Source organism: Chitinimonas sp. JJ19, assembly GCF_036961565.1.
In the GTDB taxonomy this organism is placed as follows: domain Bacteria; phylum Pseudomonadota; class Gammaproteobacteria; order Burkholderiales; family Chitinimonadaceae; genus Chitinimonas.
Genome location: NZ_JBAMDD010000022.1, coordinates 14504 through 37708 on the forward strand (window position 1 = coordinate 14504; position 23205 = coordinate 37708).

At 62.6% G+C, this 23205-nt stretch carries 23 protein-coding genes; 7 read left to right on the forward strand and 16 right to left on the reverse strand.

All coding sequences use genetic code 11. The features are described from left to right. The first annotated feature begins 21 nt into the window (after nucleotides 1–21). Together V7714_RS19355 and V7714_RS19360 are read left to right on the forward strand one after the other, a co-directional pair. Entirely contained in the window at nucleotides 22–1410 is a 1389-nt protein-coding gene (locus tag V7714_RS19355) for an EAL and HDOD domain-containing protein (RefSeq protein WP_290333753.1), read from the forward strand. Between the two features lie 388 nt (nucleotides 1411–1798). Next, nucleotides 1799–2257, forward strand: coding sequence for a DUF2846 domain-containing protein (locus tag V7714_RS19360; RefSeq protein ID WP_335711202.1), 459 nt, complete (start codon nucleotides 1799–1801; stop codon nucleotides 2255–2257). 399 nt (nucleotides 2258–2656) lie between these two features. On the opposite strand, the gene V7714_RS19365 is transcribed toward V7714_RS19360, so the two are convergent. From V7714_RS19365 to ruvC, 13 genes are all read right to left on the reverse strand, one after another. Continuing rightward, nucleotides 2657–6028, reverse strand: coding sequence for a M66 family metalloprotease (locus V7714_RS19365; protein WP_335711203.1), 3372 nt, complete (start codon nucleotides 6026–6028; stop codon nucleotides 2657–2659). 393 nt (nucleotides 6029–6421) lie between these two features. Next, a complete protein-coding gene (gene pip, locus V7714_RS19370) occupies nucleotides 6422–7387 on the reverse strand; it encodes a prolyl aminopeptidase (protein ID WP_335711204.1) in 966 nt (321 codons plus the stop codon). A gap of 371 nt (nucleotides 7388–7758) precedes the next feature. Then, the gene (locus V7714_RS19375) at nucleotides 7759–8514 is read right to left on the reverse strand and encodes a YbgF trimerization domain-containing protein (protein ID WP_335711205.1); all 756 of its coding nucleotides are present in this window, start codon (nucleotides 8512–8514) and stop codon (nucleotides 7759–7761) included. Nucleotides 8515–8603: 89 nt separating this feature from the next. Next, nucleotides 8604–9134: a peptidoglycan-associated lipoprotein Pal gene (pal, locus tag V7714_RS19380; protein ID WP_335711206.1), complete on the reverse strand. Its 531-nt coding sequence runs from the start codon at nucleotides 9132–9134 to the stop codon at nucleotides 8604–8606. A gap of 46 nt (nucleotides 9135–9180) precedes the next feature. Further along, complete coding sequence (tolB, locus tag V7714_RS19385; RefSeq protein ID WP_335711207.1) at nucleotides 9181–10494, reverse strand: Tol-Pal system beta propeller repeat protein TolB; 1314 nt, start codon at nucleotides 10492–10494, stop codon at nucleotides 9181–9183. Beyond that, entirely contained in the window at nucleotides 10481–10975 is a 495-nt protein-coding gene (locus tag V7714_RS19390; RefSeq protein ID WP_335711208.1) for an energy transducer TonB, read from the reverse strand. Before V7714_RS19390 ends, tolB begins: the two co-directional genes overlap by 14 nt. Before the next feature lie 20 nt (nucleotides 10976–10995). Then, a complete protein-coding gene (locus tag V7714_RS19395) occupies nucleotides 10996–11772 on the reverse strand; it encodes an energy transducer TonB (RefSeq protein WP_335711209.1) in 777 nt (258 codons plus the stop codon). Next, on the reverse strand, nucleotides 11769–12176 hold the full coding sequence (gene tolR / locus V7714_RS19400; RefSeq protein ID WP_284195408.1) for a protein TolR: 408 nt from the start codon (nucleotides 12174–12176) through the stop codon (nucleotides 11769–11771). The genes V7714_RS19395 and tolR overlap by 4 nt, the downstream gene beginning before the upstream one ends. A 59-nt stretch (nucleotides 12177–12235) precedes the next feature. Next, nucleotides 12236–13120 (reverse strand): TraB/GumN family protein, encoded by an 885-nt coding sequence (locus V7714_RS19405; RefSeq protein WP_335711210.1) that lies wholly within the window; start codon nucleotides 13118–13120, stop codon nucleotides 12236–12238. Beyond that, nucleotides 13117–13803 (reverse strand): protein TolQ, encoded by a 687-nt coding sequence (gene tolQ, locus V7714_RS19410; protein WP_284195406.1) that lies wholly within the window; start codon nucleotides 13801–13803, stop codon nucleotides 13117–13119. The genes V7714_RS19405 and tolQ overlap by 4 nt, the downstream gene beginning before the upstream one ends. Nucleotides 13804–13919: 116 nt before the next feature. Beyond that, entirely contained in the window at nucleotides 13920–14951 is a 1032-nt protein-coding gene (gene ruvB, locus V7714_RS19415) for a Holliday junction branch migration DNA helicase RuvB (RefSeq protein WP_284195405.1), read from the reverse strand. 104 nt (nucleotides 14952–15055) lie between these two features. After that, nucleotides 15056–15649: a Holliday junction branch migration protein RuvA gene (gene ruvA / locus V7714_RS19420; RefSeq protein ID WP_335711211.1), complete on the reverse strand. Its 594-nt coding sequence runs from the start codon at nucleotides 15647–15649 to the stop codon at nucleotides 15056–15058. 58 nt (nucleotides 15650–15707) lie between these two features. Then, on the reverse strand, nucleotides 15708–16226 hold the full coding sequence (gene ruvC, locus V7714_RS19425; protein WP_335711232.1) for a crossover junction endodeoxyribonuclease RuvC: 519 nt from the start codon (nucleotides 16224–16226) through the stop codon (nucleotides 15708–15710). Between the two features lie 75 nt (nucleotides 16227–16301). On the opposite strand from ruvC, the gene V7714_RS19430 reads away from it, so the two are divergent. Then, nucleotides 16302–17729: a PAS domain-containing protein gene (locus V7714_RS19430; RefSeq protein ID WP_335711212.1), complete on the forward strand. Its 1428-nt coding sequence runs from the start codon at nucleotides 16302–16304 to the stop codon at nucleotides 17727–17729. Nucleotides 17730–17844: 115 nt separating this feature from the next. Here the strand turns inward: V7714_RS19430 and V7714_RS19435 are convergent, their stop codons facing one another. Beyond that, nucleotides 17845–18768, reverse strand: a complete 924-nt coding sequence (locus tag V7714_RS19435; protein ID WP_335711213.1) for a hypothetical protein — start codon at nucleotides 18766–18768, stop codon at nucleotides 17845–17847. 457 nt (nucleotides 18769–19225) lie between these two features. Between V7714_RS19435 and V7714_RS19440 the strand changes: the two genes are divergently transcribed. Next, nucleotides 19226–19531, forward strand: coding sequence for a c-type cytochrome (locus V7714_RS19440; RefSeq protein WP_335711214.1), 306 nt, complete (start codon nucleotides 19226–19228; stop codon nucleotides 19529–19531). A gap of 202 nt (nucleotides 19532–19733) precedes the next feature. After that, nucleotides 19734–20147 carry an RNA polymerase-binding protein DksA gene (dksA, locus tag V7714_RS19445; RefSeq protein ID WP_284195400.1) on the forward strand — a complete coding sequence of 138 codons (414 nt, stop codon included), beginning with the start codon at nucleotides 19734–19736 and terminating at the stop codon, nucleotides 20145–20147. A 51-nt stretch (nucleotides 20148–20198) separates the two neighbouring features. Here dksA and V7714_RS19450 read toward each other — a convergent pair whose 3' ends face one another. Further along, the gene (locus tag V7714_RS19450; RefSeq protein WP_335711215.1) at nucleotides 20199–20426 is read right to left on the reverse strand and encodes a hypothetical protein; all 228 of its coding nucleotides are present in this window, start codon (nucleotides 20424–20426) and stop codon (nucleotides 20199–20201) included. Between the two features lie 115 nt (nucleotides 20427–20541). On the opposite strand from V7714_RS19450, the gene aroG reads away from it, so the two are divergent. Both aroG and V7714_RS19460 read left to right on the forward strand, forming a co-directional pair. After that, nucleotides 20542–21600, forward strand: coding sequence for a 3-deoxy-7-phosphoheptulonate synthase AroG (gene aroG, locus V7714_RS19455; protein ID WP_335711216.1), 1059 nt, complete (start codon nucleotides 20542–20544; stop codon nucleotides 21598–21600). Between the two features lie 101 nt (nucleotides 21601–21701). Then, complete coding sequence (locus V7714_RS19460; RefSeq protein WP_335711217.1) at nucleotides 21702–22199, forward strand: hypothetical protein; 498 nt, start codon at nucleotides 21702–21704, stop codon at nucleotides 22197–22199. A 98-nt stretch (nucleotides 22200–22297) separates the two neighbouring features. Here the strand turns inward: V7714_RS19460 and V7714_RS19465 are convergent, their stop codons facing one another. Beyond that, on the reverse strand, nucleotides 22298–23182 hold the full coding sequence (locus V7714_RS19465; RefSeq protein ID WP_335711218.1) for an alpha/beta fold hydrolase: 885 nt from the start codon (nucleotides 23180–23182) through the stop codon (nucleotides 22298–22300). Nucleotides 23183–23205: the final 23 nt, after the last annotated feature.

Here is a 23205-nt window from a genome sequence, read left to right on the forward strand (position 1 = left end):
ACACGAAATGGCAGGCTACACATGGTCTTCGGGCTGATCAAAAAGCTGTTCGGTGGCGAGGAAACGCCTCCCCCGCCTACTCCCGCTGCCCAGGCTGCGCGTACTTCGCCCAACACCGTTACACCGGCCACCAGTGCCTTGGGCGCGGCGCCGGGGCAGGCTGGTTTTGTGGCGGGCGTTCCTACCGAGACCATGCTGCAGCGGGAAATCGTGCTGGATCGCGAACTCAAGGTGGTGGGCTATGACTTCCGCCTGCGCGACAGTGTGCTCAAGCGCAAGGACAAGATGGCGCACTCGGTCTGGAAACTGTACGACGAGGTGCTACTGCGCAATTTCCTGGCCGAGGAATCCACCAAGCCCTTTGGCGCCAAGCGCATCTTCCTGGAAGTCTCGGTCTGGGCGCTGGACAGCCCCCTGCTGGCCAAGCTGCCCAAGGGCCGCTTCGTGCTCATGCTGCACTACAACGCCGAATTCTTTCAGGACGCACTCGAGCATATCGAGATGCTGCAGGCCCTCAAGGACCATGGCTTCCAGCTGGGTTTCGACAATTTCCCCCTGGATGCGGCCCTGATACCGTTGTTCCAGATGGCCGACTACCACAAGCTGTCGGTGTCCGATAAGGACGTCACCGAGCTGTCCAAGATCATTTCGGCCACCGCCAATGCCGCGCCGGATGCCGAGTTGCTGGTTGGCGATATCCACTTCTTCGAGGAACTGCAGGTCTGCCGTCAGCTGCAGGTGCACTATCTGCAAGGCAGTTACCTGCGCCGCAAGGAGCTATCCGAGGCCGACGCCGTGGATGCCAGCTATCTGCGGCTGCTGGAGGTACTGAACCTGGTACGCGCCGAGGCGGAGCCGCCGGTAATCGCCAATGCCATGAAGTACGACCCCATGCTCAGCTTCAAGCTGCTGCGCTATGTGAACTCGCCCGGCGCTGGCCTGCTGGCCAAGGTGGAGACACTGGACCGCGCCATGATAGTGCTGGGCCACAAGCAGCTCTACCGCTGGCTGACCCTGCTGCTGTTCAGCCATGAGCGGCAGGAAGGCGATCACAGCCTGCTGCTGGAAACCGCCCTGCTGCGGGGCCGCATCATGGAAACCCTGGGCGCCAAGCAGTTTAAACGCGAGGAACTGGACCAGCTGTTTACCACTGGCATGTTCTCCATGCTTGATGCCCTGCTGCGCCAGCCCATGGAAAAGATTGTGGAGAAGCTGAACCTGCCCGACCAAATCAACCAGGCCCTGCTCACCCAGGAAGGCCGCTTCGGCCCCCTGCTGGCATTGGCGCTGGCCTGCGAAGACGGCGACCTGCCGGAAGACCCCAAGCTGTTCGCCGCTGCCGGCGTCAGCAAATCCGAGGCCAACCGGGCACAGATAGAGGCTTTGTTGTGGGTGGAGGAAGTGGTTTGATGGATACAGGTGGGCTCTGACTCCTGCAGAAGTGGCGCATTCCATAACAGGCTCTAACTCTAAGTAACGTTAGCAAGCCCTTCTGGTGTTGCCCGCGGACTCGCCGTACCCACCCCCCTTTTCGCAGCGTTCACAGCGCCTAACCTGAACCGCTGCCCTGGGTTTCGTTCGCGGCACGGCATCTGCTGAAAATCAGTTCGAATTCAATTATGACGTTCGGGTCAAACTACCCTCCTCGCACAAGGTAGAAATAATGACATGATGCCGAGAGAGCATCGCCTAACATAATGAAAGCTTTACGAAAAACCCTGAGTGGGTAGATAATTGCGCCCCCCAGCATATTAGCTGCTGGTCAATTACTACCGTTTAAGGATTATAGGAAGAATCTATGTTTAGCAAGATAGCATTAGCTGGCGCCATCGTTGTTCTGGTTACAGGCTGCGCGTCTGTCCCAATGGAAAGCAAGGAAGTATCCGAGCAAGCGAAACGTTTCGCCCCGCCTGCACCAGGCAAAGCAGGCCTCTATATCTATCGCTCCGCCGGTTTGGGAACTGCGCTGAAGAAAGATATCCTGGTTAATGGAAAGTGCATTGGCGAATCCGCACCGAACGTCTTCTTTTATGAAGAAGTGGCTGGAGACCAAGAGCATACCATTGCGACAGAGTCAGAATTCTCTCCAAATGAAATCAAGCTCGCCGTAACCAGTGGCATTCACTATTTCATTAATCAGTACATAAAAATGGGCGCCTTTGTTGGCGGCGCAAACCTGGAAGTGGTAAAAGAGGCCGAAGGGAAAGCAGCTGTTCAGTCCCTAGATATGGCCAAGAAGGGCACCTGCGGCGGTTAACAAGGTCGTACGCGTTTAGCCGGCCTTAGTCCGCTTTTCCAGTGACTGTAGGCTGGCTGGACGGCCTTGAGATAACAACTTCTCTATCTCAATGGCGATAGAACCAGCCAAGAAAATATCTGGAGTACACCAAGTATCTTCATGAGCAACACCCTTGATCCGAGCCGTGAAGGGTATGGCAGTCCGAGGCTTAATGGCTTATGGATTTCATAATAGGATAGGGTGGCGATTGATTCTACGAGTTCGTGGATACATACATACGACAGTTCAAGTCATCATTGAACAATTAGCTTATCTAACTTTGCCCTGAGGCCGCGGACCTTCCCCCGCGCAGGTCCCAGGAATGAGTTTGTATAAAGAGAAACGGCCCAGCAGGGCCGTTCTGTTTTTGTCGAGCGCTCAATCCATGCGCAAACCATACAGGCGGGCAATCTGCGCGCTCGGCAGCAGCACCACCGCCGCGCTGGCGCTGATGGGCAGGGGGCTGAACAGTTGGTTGCTGCCGCTGTGCTGCGAGTACAACACCAGGTGGTTGGGGCCACTAGCCAGATCCAGTACCCGAGCGGTATTGGGACTGTACTGGATATGGCCATCAGCCTGCTGTCGCCAGACCTGGCCAGCGGCCGCCAAGCTGCAGGGGGCCATGGTTACCGCCTGGGCCCAGCTGCCGTCGCTGCTCAGGCATAGCTCGGGCCGGGCGCGGTTGTGGATGGCACCACGGGCATCGCTGAACCATTGCTGTTCCGCCTCATTGCTACACTTGTCGGCGGGGACGGTGACAGGCAGCGGTGGCTTGGCTGCCGTGTCGAGCTTGAGGCATTTACCGCCATGTATCGTTAGCCGCCCACCCTGAGGTAGCAAGCGTTCGCGGCTTTCGGCCAGGCCGGTGCGGCGTATCAGCTCGGCCAGCTGGCGCTTGTGGTCCTGGCTGCCTTGATCCAGTTCGCTACGATAGCGATTGAGGAAGACATCGATCTCCTGGGCTGCAGCCCGTTGGGCGGCAATGCGCTCGGCCACTTGGCTGGCACTCGCGCCCAGGCCCTGTAGCTGGCTGCCCCAACCGGCCAGCTTGGTGGCGGCTTCCAAGGGCAACAGGGGGACAGCTTGCCCTGCCAATGCCTGCAACTGGCCATCCAGCTCGACCATTTCCTGCTTGCGCAGCACTTCATAGCCGGCCTCCTGCCCCACGATCGCCGGGGCAGGCATGGCGGGTAGGCCGGTAGGAATAGCCTGCTTAAACAGCACGGTTTCCTGGCCGGCCTGGCGGCAGGTGAGCCTGGCCTCGGTCGGGGCGGCGGCTTCCTCCAGATTGATCTGGAACTGTTTAACGCCATCGCTGGCGTCAAGATTGACCCGCTGCAGCTTGCCATTACGGTAGCTGATGGCCATCCAGCATAGTCGCGATGTGGCATTCAGATCCGGCTCCGGCAGCTTGAAGACGTTGCCGTAGTTGCTGCGGAAAGCCGGATAGATAAGGTTTTGCGCGGCATTGGCCGGGTTGTAGCCGCCCAGCAGGGTAAACACCGGTACGCCTACCTTGCTGGGTGCCAGGTAGTTGAAGGCCGGGTTGGCCTGGCGGGTATCGATGTACTTGCCCAGCGCTACACTCCAGCTCTTGTAGCCGCTGGGGTAGCCGGCGTCGGGTACCGGGCGGGCGACATGGCTGGGGTAGCGATAGCGTTCCAGCGTCAGGTGATCCTGTATGCGCAGGGCGCTATAACCGGTGTGATGGGTAAAGCGGGACAGCGCGCTGACCACTTCGCCACCCGCCATGGCATCGCGGTTGTAGAGGTAGAGGCCGGCGAAACTCTGGCCGAAGGGCTTGCCATTGATGTCGGATTTGCCATCGCCATAAGCCCAGCCCCAGTGCAGGTTGGCGCGCATGCGGTCACGATAGGCAATATAGCCCCAGCCGCTCTCGCTATGGTGGGAGGCGTGCATCAGCTTCTGGTCGGTGACCGGGTCGGAGAAATCCGCCCCTGGATAGTGGCCCAGCTCATAGGAGTGCCCCAGCTCATGGCTCAGTTCATTGCCCCAGGAGCTGTAGAGGGTGGCCATGCCATTGCCACCGCTCAGGCCGTGGCCTTGCACACCGTTGGCGTACAGGCCTTGGGCATGGTGCAGGGTGCGGCGGTTATACACATGCGGGTTGGATTGATTCATGCGGGCGCTGGCAATGCCGAAGTTCGCCAGATTGATACCGGTACTGACCTGGGCCTTGGCCACATTCTCGCGCATGTCCCCGTCGTAGGTGCCGCCCTGGTCCTTGCTGGCGGTGGTGTAGATCTCGCCGCTCGCCACCATGACCTTGTCCAGCTTCACCGTCTCGTAGTGGGCCAGCGTCAGGCGGGCCAGCGGCACGGTCTGAAAATAATCCGCCGCCGCCTTGGCTGGTTGCGTCAACATGTAATGGTCTTCGCTGACCGGGGCATCGGTCAGCATGCCCAGGCGCAGGCTGTGTATCACCATCTCGGCCGGCGCAGCCATCTCGATCTGCTCGGCCGCCAGGGCGCCGCTGCGCCCCTGTTCATCCTCGAACTGTAGCGCCATGCCGGGTTGCACCAGCTCCCAGGGTAGGGTCATGGTCCAGGCTCGGCGCGAGTACAGTACATCCTCCCGCCCCGAATTGTCGGCATAGTCCGAACGCGGTATCAGGTTGGGGTGCTTGAGGGCGAAACTGCCTTTGTCCTGGCCGTTGATCGTCACCCTGACCTTGAGCGACTTGACCGGGCTGGCCGGGCTGACCAGCAGTAGGGCCGCCCGCTGGGCTACCAGCGTAGGCAGATTCAGCGCGCGATTGCCCTTGGGCTGTATGGTGTGGCTCTGGCCAAACTGCACCATGGCAGTGAGGCTCCCTTTGAGATCATTGCGCAGTTCACGCGGTTTGCCGCCAGCATCGACATCATGCGCACCCAGCCTAGGGGTACTGAGATAGCTGGCCGGATTGGGCTCACCGCCACCTGTGCCACCGCCGTTCCCTCCGCCGGTGCCGCCACCCGTGCCGCCGCCATCGCCGTCTCCGCCGCCTTCACCCCCGCCAGGCTGGGGCTCGGCCAGTTCGGTGCTGGCGTGCAGGGTCCACCCCTCGAGGTCGGGTGCAAACAGGGCACGCACCAGCTTGCCGTCCAGTCGCATGGCCGGCACCACCAGATTGCCGTCGGCCACTGAATAGAGCGCCGGCCGGCCTGTGGTAGTGGCCTCGCCATGATCGAGCAGGCGCAGCTTGAGCACGCTGCTCTCGCTGCTGGCTGCGAACACGCCACGCAGTCGCCGTACCGCGCCATTTTCACCCAGCGTGGTCACCACATCGGGCAGCAACAGCTTGCCATCCTGTATGGCGATCTCGGCCGGGTTCGGCACCAAGGGCCCGGCCTTGGCGTTGGATAGTACGAACTCTATCGGCTCCACCCCAGCCAGCAGCGCCAGCTCGGCCTCCATTACCTGCAAGCCACTACCCAGATCCACTGACAGTGCCGGTATCAGCAGCCTGCCATCATGCAGATTAAGCACCGCCATGCCGGGGCGGTCGGTGGTCAGGCTGCCCTGTTCCAGCCGAAATCGCATGGGGTCGCTCCCCGGCACCAGGGTCAGCACGGCATCGTACTGATCTACCCAACTGCCGGCGCTGACGTCCACTGCCGGCAGGCAGAGCCGGCCGCTCTGGGCATACATCGGTATCTGGCACTCGAAAGCCATGGCCGGCGCCTGAAATGCGCTGGCAATCAGGGATGCCAGCAGCGCGCGGCGGATAGGGCGTTGCAGGTAAGTCATGGGTGTCCTCATCGACGCCGGCGGGCCGCGATGACAGGTCATCATCGGTACCCAGCCGCAGCGGGAGGACTCAGCTAGTCAAATAGCGTGCCAATGCAGCATGAACCGTGAAAATGCACACAGCATGGGCTTCTTCTTGCTTGCGTGGGGCTTACCCATTTGACATATGCAGGCACTAGCTGCCGTGTTTCGTCAGGTAGCTGCGTTGCGTTTGACTAATAAAAGCAAAGAGCCTCTCGCCTCGCCCCTGCAACAGGACAAGATGAGAGGCTTCCTTCAAGCTATGAATCACCGCACGCTTGCTGCCCAGCAGCAGATACTGCGATGACTGCGGCCGGGGTAAGCCCCCAGGCCTTTAGCGTGCGGCTAGGCGATGCGAGCCGGCCCCAGTTATCAAACGCTGGTCGCCATCCGGGTCTTCATCGCCTCGCAGGCTGCGACCAGGCCACGGGTGATACCCGGCTCCCAGGCGGAATGGCCGGCATCCTGCACGATGGTCAGTTCCGAGCCCGGCCAAGCCTGGTGCAGCTCCCAGGCAGAGACTGGCGGGCACAGCACGTCGTAGCGGCCTTGCACGGTGATCATGGGCAGATGCTGGATGCGGCCTACCTGGGCCAGCAGATCGTTTTCGGGCAGGAAGATGCGGTTGACGAAGTAGTGCGCCTCGATGCGGCCCACACCGAGGGCGACTGTGTCGCTGCCGTAGTTGGCCTGCACTGCCGGATCGGGGAACAGGGTGGCGCATTCACCCTCATAAACGCTCCAGATGCGGGCGGCGGGCATATGCACACTGTGGGCCGGGTCGTTGAGGCGGCGATGGTAGTTGCCCAACAGGTCGCCGCGCTCGTCATTGGGCAGATAGCTTGCAAAGCGGTCCCAGGCCTCGGGGAAGAACTGCCGCATGCCGCGCATGAACCAGTCTATCTCCCATGGCCGGCACAGAAACACGCCGCGCAGCACAAAGCCCAGGCAACGCTCGGGATGGGCTTCGCCATAGGCCAGCGCCAGGGTGGAGCCCCAGGACCCGCCGAATACCAGCCAGCGTTCCACGCCCAGCGTGGTGCGCAGCTGCTCGATATCGGCAATCAGGTGCTGGGTGGTGTTGTCCTGCAGCTCGCCCAGTGGCGTGGAGCGACCGGCACCGCGCTGATCGAAGATGACGATGCGGTAGTAGGCCGGATCAAAGAACTGCCTATGCTTGGCCCCTGCGCCGGCACCCGGCCCGCCGTGCAGGAACAATACCGGCACCCCGTCGGGGTTGCCGGACTCTTCCCAATACATGGTGTGTCGGCCATCCAGCGGCAGCATGCCATGGCGATTGGGTTCGATGGCCGGGTACAGCTCAGTACGTGCAGTCATGGTAAACAGTCCTTGGCGCCTGTTATGAACTACGAGCCGCTAATAAAACCCTGCTGGCGTGGTCGTGCGAGCTTGCCGTAGCGACGTACTGTCTGCTGCGCGGGCCATCGCTCGCACGCCTAGCCAGAACCGCTACGCTGGCGTTACGCTGGGTTTTGTTAGCCGCTCTAGAGATATTGAGCAGCTGAAGCTAATTCAAAATGATGGCGAGCGCCAGCGAGGCACCCTCCACGCACCGCGCAAGGTGGGCTTTCGTCGCCGCGCTGAGGGTTCAAGCAGGGGGGGCCTGCAGGTTCTGGCTGAGCTGAGATCCAGCGCCAGGGGTGCCCTGGCGCCCATGCAGTCTGTCACCTCGCACCCGTGGCAGGCTCTTACAGTTTCTTGAGCTGCTTTTCTGCTTCCTTGGCGGCTTCGGTGCCAGGGTAGCTGGCGGTCAGTTCCTTCAGCGTACGGGCAGCGCCCTTCTTGTCGCCTTTTTCAAGCTGCACGCTGGCTATGGCCCGCAGTGCGTCGGGTGATTTGGCATGTTCCGGGTAGGCATCGACCAGCTTGCGCCAGCTTAGCTGGGCCGCCGCAATGCTACCGGCCTGTGCCTGGGCCATGCCTAGCCAGAACAAGGCATTGGGGGCGACCTGGCTGGTGGCGTATTTGCTGCTGATACTGCCCAGGGCCTCGATGGCAGGCTTGAGCTTGCCTTCGCGGTACTGGTTGTAGGCCGCCTCGTAGGCGCTGGCTGCCTCGGCTTCCAGCGCGGCATTCTGCGCTTCGGCACCCGGTGTCAGTGGCTTGGTCTTGCCTTCCTCGATATTGCGCAAGCGGGTATCAAGGTCGACATAGAGGTCCTGCTGGCGCTTCTGCAGACCTTGCAGATTGAAGGTGATCACCTCCAACTGGCCGCGCAGCTGGGCAATCTGCTGGCTCAGTTCGCTCAACTGGCCGGTAATCTCAACCAGCTTCTGGCTGCTGCGGCTGTCGAGCTGGTCTACCCGCTCATTCACTGCCGTCAGTTTGGCCTCGGCCTGGTTGCGTACCTCGGCAATCTGCTTGCGGGCTTCGTCGTCGTCGAACAGCCCGGCCTGGGCCGGTAGGGCCAGGGCCGATAGCAGGGCTAGGGAAAGAAGCCGCATCTGCATCGTTGTCATCCTGTCATGCAAAACCCCGTGCGGACACGGGGTGGGGAAACAGACGGGGGCAGGCAGGCCGGCCCCCGGTGGGATTACTCGCCGTTGTAGACCATGTCGGCGCGACGGTTCTCAGCGTAGCTGGCCTCGTCCTTGTCGGTGGCACGCGGCTTTTCTTCGCCATTGCTGGTGGCTTCGATCTGGCCATCCTTGGCGCCGACTACGCTCAGGGCCTTGCGCACGGCTTCGGCGCGCTTCTGGCCCAGGGCCAAGTTGTACTCACGGCTGCCGCGCTCGTCGGCATTGCCTTCCACCCGCACCGAACGACCGGGGTTGGCGGCCAGGTAGCGGCCATGGGCCTCGACCAGGGCTTGCTGGTCGGCGCGCACATCATACTTGTCGTAATCGAAGTACACACCGCGCTTGGACAGCATGCTGGCCGGATCATTCAGCGGATCCAGCTTGCTACCCTGGCTGGGCTGCACTGGCTGGGTGCTGGTATTGCTGTTGTTGGTGCTAGGCGTAGGCGTCGCATCGGGGGCCTTGTTCTCAACGGGCGCGGGGGTGGTGCTGGCACAGGCGGCAAGCAGGCCAACGAGCGTGAGGCTGGCGAGGGTATTCTTCATGGCGATCTCCTGGCTGAAATATTTCATCATGTTGTGGTGATAGGGATTATGGGTTTGAGGATAGTCGAGTCACGGCAATTTGCCCGATGTAGGGGCCCCAGGCCGGCTCACGGGCATCGCCATTGGCCGACAGGCGCTGGCGGGTCTGGCCGTCGCTGGATACCGTGCCCAGCGTGCCTCGGTTGCCGGTCTCGCTGGCGTAAAGAATCAGCTTGCCATTGGGGGCAAAGCTCGGCGATTCGTCGTAGTTGCCCTGGCTGAGCGTCAGGCTCTGGCGCGAGGCCAAGTCCATGGAGGCGACCACGAAGCGGCCGTCATCGCGGCGGATATAGGTAAGCGATTTGCCGTCGGGTGAGAAGGCCGGCGATACGTTGTAGCTGCTGTCGAAGGTCAGGCGCTGCGGTTCGCCGCCGCCTACCGGCACGGTGTAGATCTGCGGGCTGCCCCCCCGGTCCGAGGTGAAGGCAATGGTGCGGCCATCGGGCGAGAAGGTGGGCTCGGTATCGATGGCGCTGCTACGGGTCAGCCGGCGGGGCGAACCGCTGCCGCTGGCATCCACCAGGTAGATCTGGGAGATACCGTCTATGGTCAGGGTCACCGCCAGGGTGCCGCCATCGGGGGAGAAGGCCGGAGCGCTGTTGCTGCCCTTGAAGGCAGCGACCGGGCGACGCGCACCGCTCAGCAGATCCTGCACGAAGACGATGGCCTTCTTGCGCTCGAAGCTGACATAGGCCAGCTTGCTGCCGTCCATGGACCACACCGGCGACATGATGGGCTCGTTCGAGGCCATCACCGTCTGGGTATTGTGGCCATCGGCATCGGCCACCTGCAGCGAGTAGCGCTTGCCCTGCTTGAGCACATAGGCAATGCGGGTGGCAAACACGCCGCGCTCACCGGTCAGTGCCTCGTAGATCTGGTCGGCCAGCTGGTGGGCCACGCCGCGCAGCTCGCTGGCCCGGGCCCGTACCTCAAAGCCGGCGATCGGTTTCTGGGTCACGGTGTCGTGCAGCCGCAGCCGTATCACGGCGCTGCCATCAGCCGCCAGTTGCACTGTGCCGGTACTCAGGGCATCGGCGCCACGGGCCTTCCAGTCGGCCAGTTCGGCCGCCACCGGCGATTCGACCGGCGGGGTGGTGCCGGTCTCCACCAGCTTGAAGCGGCCACTGCCGGCCAGGTCGGCGCGGATGATGGCGGTCAGCGGTTCCTTCAGCACGGCCTCGCCAGACAAGGTGCCGATGGCAACCGGGAACTGGCGTGTACCGGTGCCGGTCACGTCTATGGTGATATCGGCCCGGCTGCTCAGGGCGCAACAGGCCAGCAGCAGGGTGGCAAGGTAGCGGAGTGGATTAGCGCAGGTCATTGAGTCGATATTTGATCTTGTGGGTCATGAACAGGGAAAACTCCAGCCCCTCGGGCAGGGGCGGGTAGCTGCCCGCTTTTTGTATGGCACGTTGCACCGCCTGGTCAAAGGCCTTGTTGCCACTGGAGCTGACGCGGCGTACGGCCTGGATGCGCATGTCGGGCTGCAGGGTGACTTCGAACAGGGCATCGGGATTGCCGGTCTTGCCTTTGTAGACCATCTTGCTGCGTATCAAGCGACGTACTTTGTCCACATACTGGGCCAGCAGCTCATCGCGCGATGGGGCGGCCACCACTGGTGCCGGCGCTGGCGTGGCCACAGGGGTGGGCGCTGCAGCCGGCGGTGGGGCGGTGGGCTTGGCGCAGCCGGCCAACCCAAGGGCCAGCAGGGCGACTGCCAGTAGGCCGCACCGGCCAGGGTCCGCGCGGCTGGAGCGGGGTAGGCAGTGCGCTGCCACAGTCGTGCTATTGGCGGAAAACATTGGCAGGTTCATGGCAGGGACTAGGCATCACGCAGACGGAACTTCAACTTGTGTTTGCGCAGGCTGGAGAAATCGACTCCGGCCGGCAGGGTTGGGTACTGGCTGGTACGCAGTATGGCGCGCTTGGCCGCTTCATCGAAGGCCGCATTGCCACTGGATTTGCTTAGGTCGGCGCTCAGCACCGACATGTCCGGCAGTAAGGTGACACTGAACTCGGCCTCCGGGTTCCCCGCCTGATCGTCGGGATAGTTCATATTGCGGCGTATCAGATTACGTACGCGGGCGTAGTAGGCCTCCATGGCACTGGCCTTGGCGCCGGCTTCGGCCGCCTGCTGGCGGGCCGCTAGGGCGTTGAGCGAGACGCTGGCATCCACCGGCGGCTTGTCGAGCTTGCCGGCCAGTTCCTGCAGCACCTTGTTGGGTTTCTTCTCCGGCTTGGGCTCCACCTTCCTGGGCTCGACCACGGGCTTGGCCGGTTCGGGCTTGGGCTCAGGTTTGGGCTTTTCCGGCTTTTTCTGAGGTTTGGCAGGCTCCAGCTGTATGTCGGGCTTGACCGGGGTGGGTTCCGGTTCCGACTCGGGTTCGGGTGCCACCTCCCTGGGTTTGGGCGGTGGTTTGGCTTGCGGTTCTCGCACGGCTTCCTGCGCACCGGCCCACAGCTCCACCTCGACCGGTGCGGCAGGCTGGGTTTGCCATTGCACGCCAAAGTAGAGCAGGGCGGCGATCACGCCGTGCATGACGACGGCGAGTACAAACGAGAGGGCGCGATGCTCTTCGCGCGGGTCCGATCTGCTCATCGTTCCGGCATGACCTCCAGGCCCACTCGCTCGACGCCGCTCTTCTTCAAGGCGTTCATCACCTTAATGATAGCGTCATATCGCACTTCTTTGTCACCTCTGATCAATACCGGTCGCGCCTGCGCCACGGTTCTGGCCTTCACTGCAGCGATCAGATCGTCGGTAGTGGCCAGCTTGTCGGACTTGCCGGCATCTTCCAGTGTCATCAATTCGTCACGGCTGACTTCCACCCGCAGGGGCTTGACGTCCAAGGCGCGGTCGGCCTTGTCCACCGAGGGCAGATTGACGACGCCAGGCTGCATCATGGGGGTGGCCACCATAAAGATGACCAGCAATACCAGCATCACGTCGATATAGGGCACGACATTGATTTCGGCCTTGGCACGGCGTTGTCGTCTGGCCATATGTACACCTTCTTCCCGACCACCTGCCCAGGCTGTTCATGCGCCGGGGCAGTGGTATCTCAATATTGTTTGATACGGAAACCGCGGGTCTTCAGCAGTTCCAGCACGCTGTCGTCACCGGCCAGGTGGCCGGCACCCACCACCACCAGCGGCGGGCGGGCAGCGGCCATGCTGGCTATCTTGTCGGCCATGGTGCGGTTGCGCTGGCCCAGCAGCTTGTCGTTCAGGCGGCGGCTCAGTGGGTCGTTGGGCATGGCGTCATCAATCACCCGGCGCAGGGAGTTGGCATCGCCACGCTGCCAGGCAGCCATGGTGGCCTCCAGCATGGGCTTGAGCTGCTGCTTGTTGATGGGCTCGAGGGTGCTGAGCAGAAAGTTCAGGCTTTCTTCCTGGCTCAGGCTGTCGAACAGCTCGAACTGGGCCTTGACCGATTCCAGCTCCAGCACCTTCTTGCGATCGCTACGGGCGCGCTGCAGAAAGTGCATGTCTATGCCGTTCTGGGGCTGAAAGCCCAGCCGTTGCATCTCCAGTACACCCAGGGTCAGCGCCAGCAGCCAGGGCTTCATCCTGTCCGCCGCCACGCGTGGCAGGTTGACGCGGGCCAGGGCCTGGTTGAGCTGGCGGTTCTGCGCCGGGCTCAGCATATTGCCCAGGCTTTGCTCGGCCGGCAGCATGGCCATGGCGGTCAGCGGCACGAAGGCCACCGGGTCGCTGATATCGGCCTCCACCGCCAGGGTGTCGGCCTCCTTGTAGGCCGCCTCAATGGCAGCGGGCAGGGGATAGAGATCGGCGCGGCCCAGGTGGATGGAGCCCAGCAGCCAGATACGCTGGCCCTCGCGCTCGGCTTCCCACAGGAATACCTTGGCCTGTGCCGCCAGCGAACCGGCCGCCAGTACCAGCAGCAGGGCCAGGCGCAGCAGGGTTTGCGGCAGTGGGTGCCTCATTTGGTGGCCTGCCGTTGCAGGATATTGCTGAACTCTTCGATAAAGCTGTCGAAGCGGTTGGCCAGGCGGTCTACATCATGCGAGAAGCGGTTGTAGGCCACCACGGCCGGAATGGCGGCAAACAGGCCGATGGCGGTAGCCACCAAGGCCTCGGCAATGCCCGGTGCCACGTGCGACAGGGTGGCCTGGCCCACATTGGCCAAGCCCCGGAAGGCATTCATGATGCCCCAGACGGTGCCCAGCAGACCCACATAGGGAGAGATGGAGCCCACGGTGGCAAGGAAGTTGGTGTGGGCGTCCAGCCTGTCCACCTCGCGCTGGCAGGCGGCCTTCATGGCGCGGCGGGTGCCTTCCATCAGGGCGCCCATATCGTGGCCATTCTGCCGACGCAGCTTGAGGAACTCGGCAAAGCCAGCCTCGAAGATCTTTTCCATGCCGGCGCTGTTGTTGTCGCGGCTGACCTGCTGGTACAGGGTGTTGAGATCGGAACCACCCCAGAAGGAAGTCTCGAAGCTATCGGTTTTGCTGGCGGCATTACGCAGGCCAAACCATTTGACGAAGATATGCCACCACGACAGCAGGGACATCAGCAGCAGTATCGCCATCACGATCTGCACCACTATGCTGGCGTTGCCTATCAGGCTGAAGATGGACAATTCATCGGTGGTGAGGGTGGCTTCCAAGCTCGGGTTCCTTCTTTACGGGACGATCAGCGGCGTGTGAGCCGCGGAGTATGCTAATGGTTAACTGAGCGCAAGCTGAACGGCAGCTTAAAACGGCGACACGATGCCGCCGCGATCTACTGGCCGGCCGGCTTGAGCCCGAAGTGTTCATAGGCCAACAGGGTGGCCATACGGCCACGCGGCGTGCGTTGCAACAGCCCCTGCTGGATCAGGTACGGTTCCAGCACATCTTCTATGGTATCGGCTGCTTCGCCTATGGCGGCGGCCACATTGTCCAATCCTACCGGCCCGCCGCCAAACTTCTCAATCACGGCAGACAGCAGCTTGCGGTCCATCACATCAAGGCCGGCATGGTCTACATCCAGCATGGACAGTGCGGCATCCGCTACCGTGCGGCTGACGCGGCCATCGTGCTTGACCTCGGCAAAGTCGCGCACCCGCCGCAGCAGGCGGTTGGCAATACGGGGCGTGCCGCGCGAGCGACGTGCCACCTCGTAAGCGCCTTCGTCATCGATCTCCATGTTCAGCAGGCTGGCAGAGCGATTGACAATACGGGTCAGCTCGGCCGGGGTATAGAACTCCAGCCGCGCCACGATGCCGAAACGGTCGCGCAGCGGATTGGTCAGCATGCCGGCACGGGTGGTGGCGCCCACCAGGGTGAAGGGCGGCAGGTCCAGCTTGACCGATCGGGCGGCCGGGCCCTCGCCTATCATGATGTCGAGCTGGAAATCCTCCAGTGCGGGGTAGAGGATTTCCTCCACCACCGGGCTCAGCCGGTGGATTTCGTCGATGAACAGCACATCATGCGGTTCCAGATTGGTCAGCATGGCTGCCAGGTCGCCGGCCCGTTCCAGCACCGGGCCGGAGGTCTGGCGCAGGTTGACGCCCAACTCCCTGGCAATGATGTTGGCCAGGGTGGTCTTGCCCAGGCCGGGTGGGCCGAACAACAGCACATGGTCCAGCGCCTCGGCCCGCCGCTTGGCGGCCTCGATAAAGATCTCCAGCTGGCCACGGGCTTTTTCCTGGCCCACGTATTCGTCCAGCAGCTTGGGCCGCAGGGCGCGCTCCAGCGCCTCCTCCTGGCTGGACTGCCGCACCGGGGTGACGATGCGCTCGGGTGCGCTGCTGAGATTGTCGGACTGGATCATGGCCGCCGTACTTTATTCCATGGTAATAGAGAACGATCGTACACTAACTGGCCTGGCTGGATAATCCCCGGCGTGGGCAATCGGCATATTTACCGTCTGCCGCATCAGACCTTGGCCAGCGATTTCAGTGCCTGCCGTATGCCATCGTTGACGCTGACATCGTCGGGCAGTGCCTTGATGGCAGTATTGGCCTCTTTCTCGTTGTATCCCAGCGCCAGCAGGGCGTTCACCACATCATCGCGGGTGCTGGCCGGTGGTGCGAACAGGCCACTGGCGTGTGCCTGCAGCGCCGTGGTGCCGGCCAGCTTGCCGCGCAATTCCAGTATCAGCCGCTCGGCCGTCTTCTTGCCTATGCCTGGCACCTTGGCCAGGCGGGCGGCATCTTCGCGTTCCACCGTGGCCGCCAGCTCGTCTGCCGTCATGCCCGAGAGCACTGCCAGGGCAATCTTGGGGCCTATGCCACTGACCTTGATCAGCTGCCGGAAAGTCTCACGCTCGGCCCGGCTGGCAAAGCCGAACAACAGCTGGGCATCCTCGCGCACCACGAAGTGGGTGTAGAGCGAGGCGGTTTCGCCTGCATGCGGCAAGACATAGAGGGTGGACATGGGCACATCCACCTCGTAACCCACGCCGCCGACATCCAGCAGCACTTGCGGGGGGTGTTTTTCCAATAGCTTGCCGGTGAGTTTGCCTATCATGCTGGGGCTTTCCGTGGGGTTGGTGCGGGCTTGGGCCGCAATTCATCAGGGGAGGGCGTCAGATACTGACCCAGCGGCCACGCCGCGACTTCATGCCGATGTTGGCGAGGCCGCCGGTGGCGTGGTTGGCGTGCGCCAGGGCGCAGGCCAGGGCGTCGGCGGCATCTGACTGGGGCTCGCCGTTGAGGTTGAGCAACCGTTGCACCATGTGGCTGACCTGCTCCTTGGCGGCATGGCCGTTGCCCACCACGGCCTGCTTTACCTGCAGGGCGGTGTACTCCGCCACCGGCAGGTTGGCCAGTACCAGGGCCGAGATAGCGGCGCCACGGGCCTGCCCCAACAGCAGGGTGGATTGAGGATTCACATTGACGAACACCTGCTCAATGGCGGATTGTTGCGGCTGATAGCGCTGGCAGACTTCGCCTATGCCTTCCAGCAGTACCTTGAGCCGTTCCGGCAGGCTGCCCTCGCCGCTGCGTATGCAGCCGCTGGCCACATAGACGCGTGTCTGGCCCACAGCGTCGATGACGCCAAAGCCGGTGGTACGCAGTCCGGGATCTATGCCAAGTATACGGATGGGAGTGTCCTTGCAAGTTGCAGTGCTATGCTGGCAATTATATCGTCCGCCCCCCCACAAATTCGGTTTGATATCGTGCTCGTTCGGAAATACTTTCCCAGCAACCCCAGCCTGAATGCGGAAGCCATGATAGATGGCTACAAGCAGGGGGGGGCGATCCTGTCTGGTTTGAAGGTGGTGGCCTTTGCCATGACGCTGAGCCGCGATGCCCTGCTGTACCTGTCGCAGTCGGCCACCGATCTATATGGCGAGCAGGTCAACCTGCTGGCCCAGCACCCCAATTTCTGGTTGGAAGCCATCCACCCCGAAGACCAGCCGGCAGTGTGGCTGGGCATGGACAAGCTGCGCGAGAGCGGCAGCAACGAAGTCGAATTCACCTACCGCCTGATGGCCAGCGATGGTGATATCTGCTGGGTGCTGCACCGTTGTCGGGTGGCCACCAATGAGGCAGGCGTGCCGGTGCGCATCGATTGCCTGGTTACCCCCTGCAAGCCGCCTGCGGTGCTGCAGGCGGTGCCGCACGAGATAGGCAATGCAGTTTTTGTGGCAGCTGGCGACCCCTTGCTGGTGCGCGATGCCCAGACCCTGGACATACTCGATGCCAATGCCGCCACCCTGGCCATGCTGCGTTGCAGCCGGGGTGAGCTGCTACGACAGCGGCTGGTGGATTTTTCGGCCACCACCGAGGGCTATGATGCCCGCGCCGAGGCCGCCTATCTGGATGCCGCCCGCCATGGCAGGCCGCAGCGCTACGACTGGCTGCTGGCGCCGCGCGAGGGTGCGGCCCGCTGGGTGGAAGCCATGACCACCAGCCTGCGCCACGCCGGGCGTGACTGCCTGCTGACCATTATGCGCGATACCGACCACCGGCATCGCGAGCGGGAGCGCCACACACTGGCCAGCGAAGTGGTGGAGCGCAGCCGCGAGGTGATTGCCTGGGCCGACCCGGCCGGGCAGCTGCAGAATCTCAATGCCGCTGGTCGTGAATGGCTGGGCATAGGTAATGAGGCGCTGCAAGGACTGTTCATGACCGACCTGTTGCCGCCCTGGGCACAGCCGCACTTCCTGCATACCTGCCTGCCGCTGGCGACCAAGGATGGCGCCTGGCGCGGCGAGATGGCGTTGGTGAGCCGCGATGGCCGCAATCTGCCGGTGATGTTGACCATGCTGGCGCACAAGCAGGGTGGTGCCCTCAAGGGCTACAGCCTGATCGCCCAGGATATCGCGCCGTGGAAGCTCAAGGAGCAACGCTTCAAGCGCGACAAGGAAGAGCTGGAGAGCGACAAGCTGCTGAAGGAAAAGCTGCTGGAGAATGTCAGCGCAGGGCTGATGCCTTCGCTGGACCAGCTGCGCCAGATTGTGCAGATACTGGAACGCAATCCGGCCGATGCCGAGCGGGCGCTGCCGCACCTGAAGCGTGCCGTCGAACAAGCACGCAGACTGGTGGATGCCACCTCGGAATTCCTCAAGGCTGGCGCACAGCGCGACTTGCCGCCGCGCTGAACCCAGACACGGCGCTCAAGTCGGCCATAGCATCGAATACCTCAACGGCGCATTGGTCGCCCGCCAGTTCAGCAGCTAACGGCCCGACGTCGCCGACGCTATACACGCCAGCTATCTAACCCCCTGCTGGTTCTTCAGCCGTCATGGCGTTATCACCACGAGAGAAGGTCCACGAGCGGGTGATGGAAAGTATGTCGGCAGGCGCACCCTGGCGATCCAGTATGCCGCGCGGCAAGCCTGGGAACGGCGCGGAGCGGGCCAGGATGCGGGCGGCGGCTTTCTGCAGGGCCGGATCATTGTTGCAGGTGCGGCAGTTGTCGAAGGTGACATTGCGCAGGCTGCCGTCGCGGTTGATCTCTACCGTGACCAACAGGCGGCCGTACAGGCGTTTACCCCCCGCGCTGGTGGGGAAGTTCTCGTTACCCACCCGTTCCACCACGGTACGCCAGTCATCCACGTAACGGGCCTCGGCCACTGCCTTGGAGCGGCCGGCCACGTAGGCCATGCGGGGGCGTGACTGGTAGGCGGCGATCTCGCGGGCGATCTCGCCTTCGCGGCGGGCGATTTCGCTGGCTTGCTTGTTCAGTGCCTCGGTTTCCTGCTTGCTGGTGGACGGCACCGGGCTGGGGCGCAGTACCGCTTCGGCGCTCAGGCTATGTGCCATCTGGGCCTGCGCCAGCAATTTGCGCAGGCGTTCTTCCTGCTCCTGCTGTTGGCGGGTGGCATGCACCAGCTCATTGCTGGGCTGCAGCACCTGCTGGGCCGGCAAGGGGGTCTTGATGCGGCGATTGGCCTCATCCGTATTGCCACCGCCATCCAGGTTGGCCTGGGCCAGCACATCGGCCTTGGCCGGCGCATTCTTGGAGCGTGCATTGACCAGCACGATCTCCAGCGGCGCGCGGTTGAACAGCGTACGCGGATCGGGCGGGGTGAAGTGGACCAGGCCGATTACAACAACATGGGCCAGCAGGGAGAACCCCACTGTCATGGAGAACAGTCGGTTATTGGGCTGGTCAGGATTCAGGGTATCAACATGCATCGGGAATAGTTTACTGGCCGGTCAAGCTGCGCGGCAGTGTAGCACAGCATATTCCACTGTCCTGAGAGCCTGTGATGAAAGCAGGTCATAGCTGGGTGATGACGAGTAGTGCAGGCGCCAGGGTAACCCTGGCTCTAAGCCTTATTTGCAGCCTGAACCAGTGGGCTCTCACCTGATTAAGTCCACTCCCCCCGCCCTCGCCTCCGCGCGGGAGCCTCGCTGTTGCTCGTTGCCGGGCCTGTGATGAACGCAGGTCATCTCTGGATACCATCGCTTGTCGGTTGGGGCTGCCGCAACGCCGGCCGGCCTCCTTGATCCGCCTCAATTGCATCGTGTTGCGCAGGGGGCTAAGATCATTGACCAAGTCAGACCAAAAACAACAGGTCGCCCTGGAAACAGCGGGCCTGGATAGCTGTCATACCGTATTGCAGGACGAACACCTCGTCAGGAGACATTGATGAAACTGCTGCTCGCCGCCCTCGTGGCCGGCACTGCCCTGGCCGCCCAGGCTGCTCCCGATGGCGCCACCATCGCCGCCAAGAACAACTGCATGGCCTGCCACCAGGTGGCCACCAAGGTCGTCGGCCCCTCCTATAAGGATGTGGCTACCAAGTACCGTGGTGACAAGGCTGCCGAGGCCAAACTGATCGCCAAGATCAAGAAGGGTGGCGTAGGCGTGTGGGGGCAGATACCGATGCCGCCGCAACAGATCGCCGACGCCGATCTGAAGGTGATCGTGAAGTGGGTGTTGAGCCAGAAATAAGGTAACAAAGCCGGCCTTGGTCGGCTTTGTGTCTTTACAGGGACAGCATCGTGGCCTGTTTAGCCGCAATATTCACGGTCCTGTTCCGATGATGATGGTTGCAAGGCGCCTGACACACCGTTAAGCTCGCGCCCCGCAACTTTGGAGCATCGCCGCCTAACCTGGGCGGTGTGTCCGTCAACCAGCGTGGAGAAGCACCACCATGGCCAAGAAACTGACCGAGGAAGATATCCTCAACTGGCAGGGCGACGATTATATGAACGAGGATCACCTCGCGTTCTTCCGTCAACGCCTGCTCGACATGAAGGCCGAGTTGCTCGCCAATGCCACTGCCACCAGCCAGCACCTGCAAGAGCAGGAAGCGACACCTGATCCGGCTGACCGCGCTACCCTCGAAGAGGAATATGCGCTGGAACTGCGTACGCGTGATCGTGAGCGCAAGCTGCTGCTGAAGATCGAATCCACCGTCAAGAAGATAGACGATGGCGATTACGGCTACTGTGACGATACCGGCGAACCGATAGGCCTGGCCCGTCTGCTGGCCCGTCCTACCGCGTCGCTGACGGTAGAGGCGCAGGAGCGGCGTGAACGGCTCAAGAAGCAATACGCCGACTGAGCCTGCAAGCGCCCAAGACAAAACCGCCGCGTGAAACCGGCGGTTTTGTTTTTAGCGCGATTTGCGCATGGCACGCCGGCGCATTACATACAGGGCCAGCGCGGCAAGCAGCAACAGGCTGGCCTGCAGGGCCAGGCGCCAGGCTATCTCGGGGCGGCCGTCACCGCCGTACTGCCACATGCGCCACAAGGTGCTGATCAGGCTGTAGCCGGCCAGCAGGGCCACGCCAGCCAGCAGCAATACAAATAGCCTGGCCAGCCAGGGCTGGTGGATCTTCAAGGTTGCCTCCTGTATATGCGTGGCCGCTATCGTAGCCATCGAACAAAGTTATTTGCGCCGCAGCAGGGCTGTCGATAACCTAGGCAGTCCCCGAATCCAACCGCAAGCGCCCGCCATGCTGTTCCAAACCGACGACGTACGCATCAAGGAAATCAAGGAATTGCTCCCGCCCATCGCGGCACTGGAAAAGTACCCGGTGACCGAGGTGGCGACGACCACGACCTTCCAGGCCCGCCAGGCCATACACCGTATCCTGACCGGCGAGGATGATCGCCTGCTGGTGGTGGTAGGCCCCTGCTCGATACACGACCCGGAGGCGGCGCTCGATTATGGCCGACGCCTGCTGGCCTTACACGAGGAACTGGCGCGCGATCTGTTGATCGTCATGCGTGTCTACTTTGAGAAGCCGCGTACCACGGTGGGCTGGAAGGGCCTGATCAACGACCCGCACCTGGATGGCAGCTTCGATATCAACAACGGCCTGCGCATTGCCCGCAAGCTGTTGCTGGATCTGAACGACATGGGGGTGCCGGCCTCCACCGAGTTCCTCGATATGATCACGCCGCAGTATTTTGCCGACCTGATCAGCTGGGGTGCCATCGGTGCCCGCACCACCGAGTCGCAGGTTCACCGCGAACTGGCATCGGGCCTGAGCTGCCCGGTGGGTTTCAAGAACGGTACAGACGGCAATCTCAAGATCGCCATCGACGCTATCCGCTCGGCCAGCGTGCCGCACCATTTCCTGTCGGTGACCAAGTTCGGCCATTCCGCCATCGTCGCCACGGGTGGCAATCCCGATTGCCACGTCATCCTGCGCGGTGGCAAGACACCCAACTACTCGGCCGAGCATGTGGCGGGTGCGGTCAATGACCTGGCGGCAGCCGGCCTGCCGGAAAAAGTCATGGTGGACTTCAGCCATGCCAATAGCAGCAAGGATTACCGCAAGCAGATCACGGTGGCCGACGATGTGGCCAGCCAGATTGCCGGCGGCAACCATGCAGTGTTTGGCGTGATGATAGAAAGCCATATCAACGAAGGCCGCCAGGATCTGGTGGAAGGCCAGCAGTTGAAGTACGGCTGCAGTATTACCGATGCCTGCCTGGGTTGGGACGACAGCGTGGCCGTGCTGAAGAAGCTGGCCGGCGCTGTCAGCGAGCGTCGCAACAAGCGCTGATACCGGTCGCTGCCCAAAGGCAAGAACGCCGCTCCCAGCGGCGTTTTTTTATGGGCGGCAGCGTGCTAGCCTTAGGCGCAATTTCTAACAGGTTCGCTACCATGCCCTCCACCACCCATCTGGTTTGCGCCCCCGACGATCTTGGCACCCCCACGGTGGTGACCGAATGGCTGGTGGCCATAGGCGCCGATATTCCGGCCGATACGCCGCTGGTGCGCTTGGCCGTGGCCGGCGAGACCCATATGGTGCTGACGCCCATGGCCGGGGTGCTGATCGAGCACTGCGTTGCCATAGGCGAGCCGCTGGCCCCCAATGACCTGTTGGCCATGATAGAGGCGGAAGAGCCGTCCTTTGGCATCAACCTGCTGCCGGTTGACGAGATGGACGACAACCTGTCGGTGCCGGCCTGCCGCCTGGGCCGTGCCCTGCCGCCCGTCAGCAACTACGACGACGATGCCCTGCTGCTATGTGCCGAGCTGGGCGTGGCGCCCGATGAAGTGATCTGCAGCGGCGACAGCCTGAGCCGGCAGGATGTGGTGTGCCATGTGCGCAGGCAGTTGCGCACGCTGGCCAGTGCCCGGCAGTTGCTGGGGGAATAGCAGCGCCGTAGTTTGGCCTGCTATCTGCCCGGCATGCTCCGCCTGCCGCCTGCCGCCTGCCGCCTGCCTGTGACGCATGCGGCCATGCGCCAGGTTTTTCAGCTTTTTCCCAGCAGGTAGGCACGTGTCAAATCGGCCGCCTGTGCCGGGTCCTCCTGCATAAAGCAATGGCCACCTTGGGTCTGCATGACTTCGACCTGGGGGTTGAGCCGTTGCCAGCGCTGGGCCGAGACCGGCACGAAGGGGTAGGTCTGGTCGCCGTGGATCAGCCGCACCGGGGTGGTGCTGGCACGTAGCGAAGGCCATAGCCGCTGCGGGGCCGAACCGAAGATGGTGGATTCGAGGCAGGCAGGCGTGCACAGACCAACACCCTCGGCAATCGGGGCCATGGCGTGGGCCACATAGGCGGCCATGGCGGCCTCGGTCCAGCCCCGGAAGATGCCACGGCCGCTGAGTGTTGCCTGCGCCGCAGCGGCACTGGGCCAGACCCGGCGGCGCTTGCGCGACAGCCTGGCCAGCGGGGTGTGGTGTGCCAGCCCCAGGGTTTCCGCCGCCCGCAGCAACCGGTTCATCCAGGGGGTAAAGATCACCGGGTCCAGCAGCACGGCACGTTGGAACAGGCCAGGCCGCTCTGCCAGCGATAGCGCCGTCAGCACCCCGCCAAAGCTGTGACCCAGGGCGTAGCGCGGCAGTCCGGCATCCCACAGCGACTGGTGTGCCATAAAAGCGTCCAGCGCCAGGCTGGCATTGCGGTTCCAGCCCAGAAAACGATCACCGGCATCGCTACGGCCATGGCCGGGCAGATCACACAGCCACAGGTCGAAATCCGCCGCCAACCATGCCAGCATGGGCTCATAGGTGCGCCCGCTGAAGCCATTGCCATGCAGGAAATGCAGCACAGGCTTGCCCGAGGGCGGGGTATGCCAGCCGCGCAGGGTAAGGCCGTTCGGGTCGGTGTATTGCCAGGGCTGCCAATCCATCATTGCTTTTAATCAAGGGGTAGCGG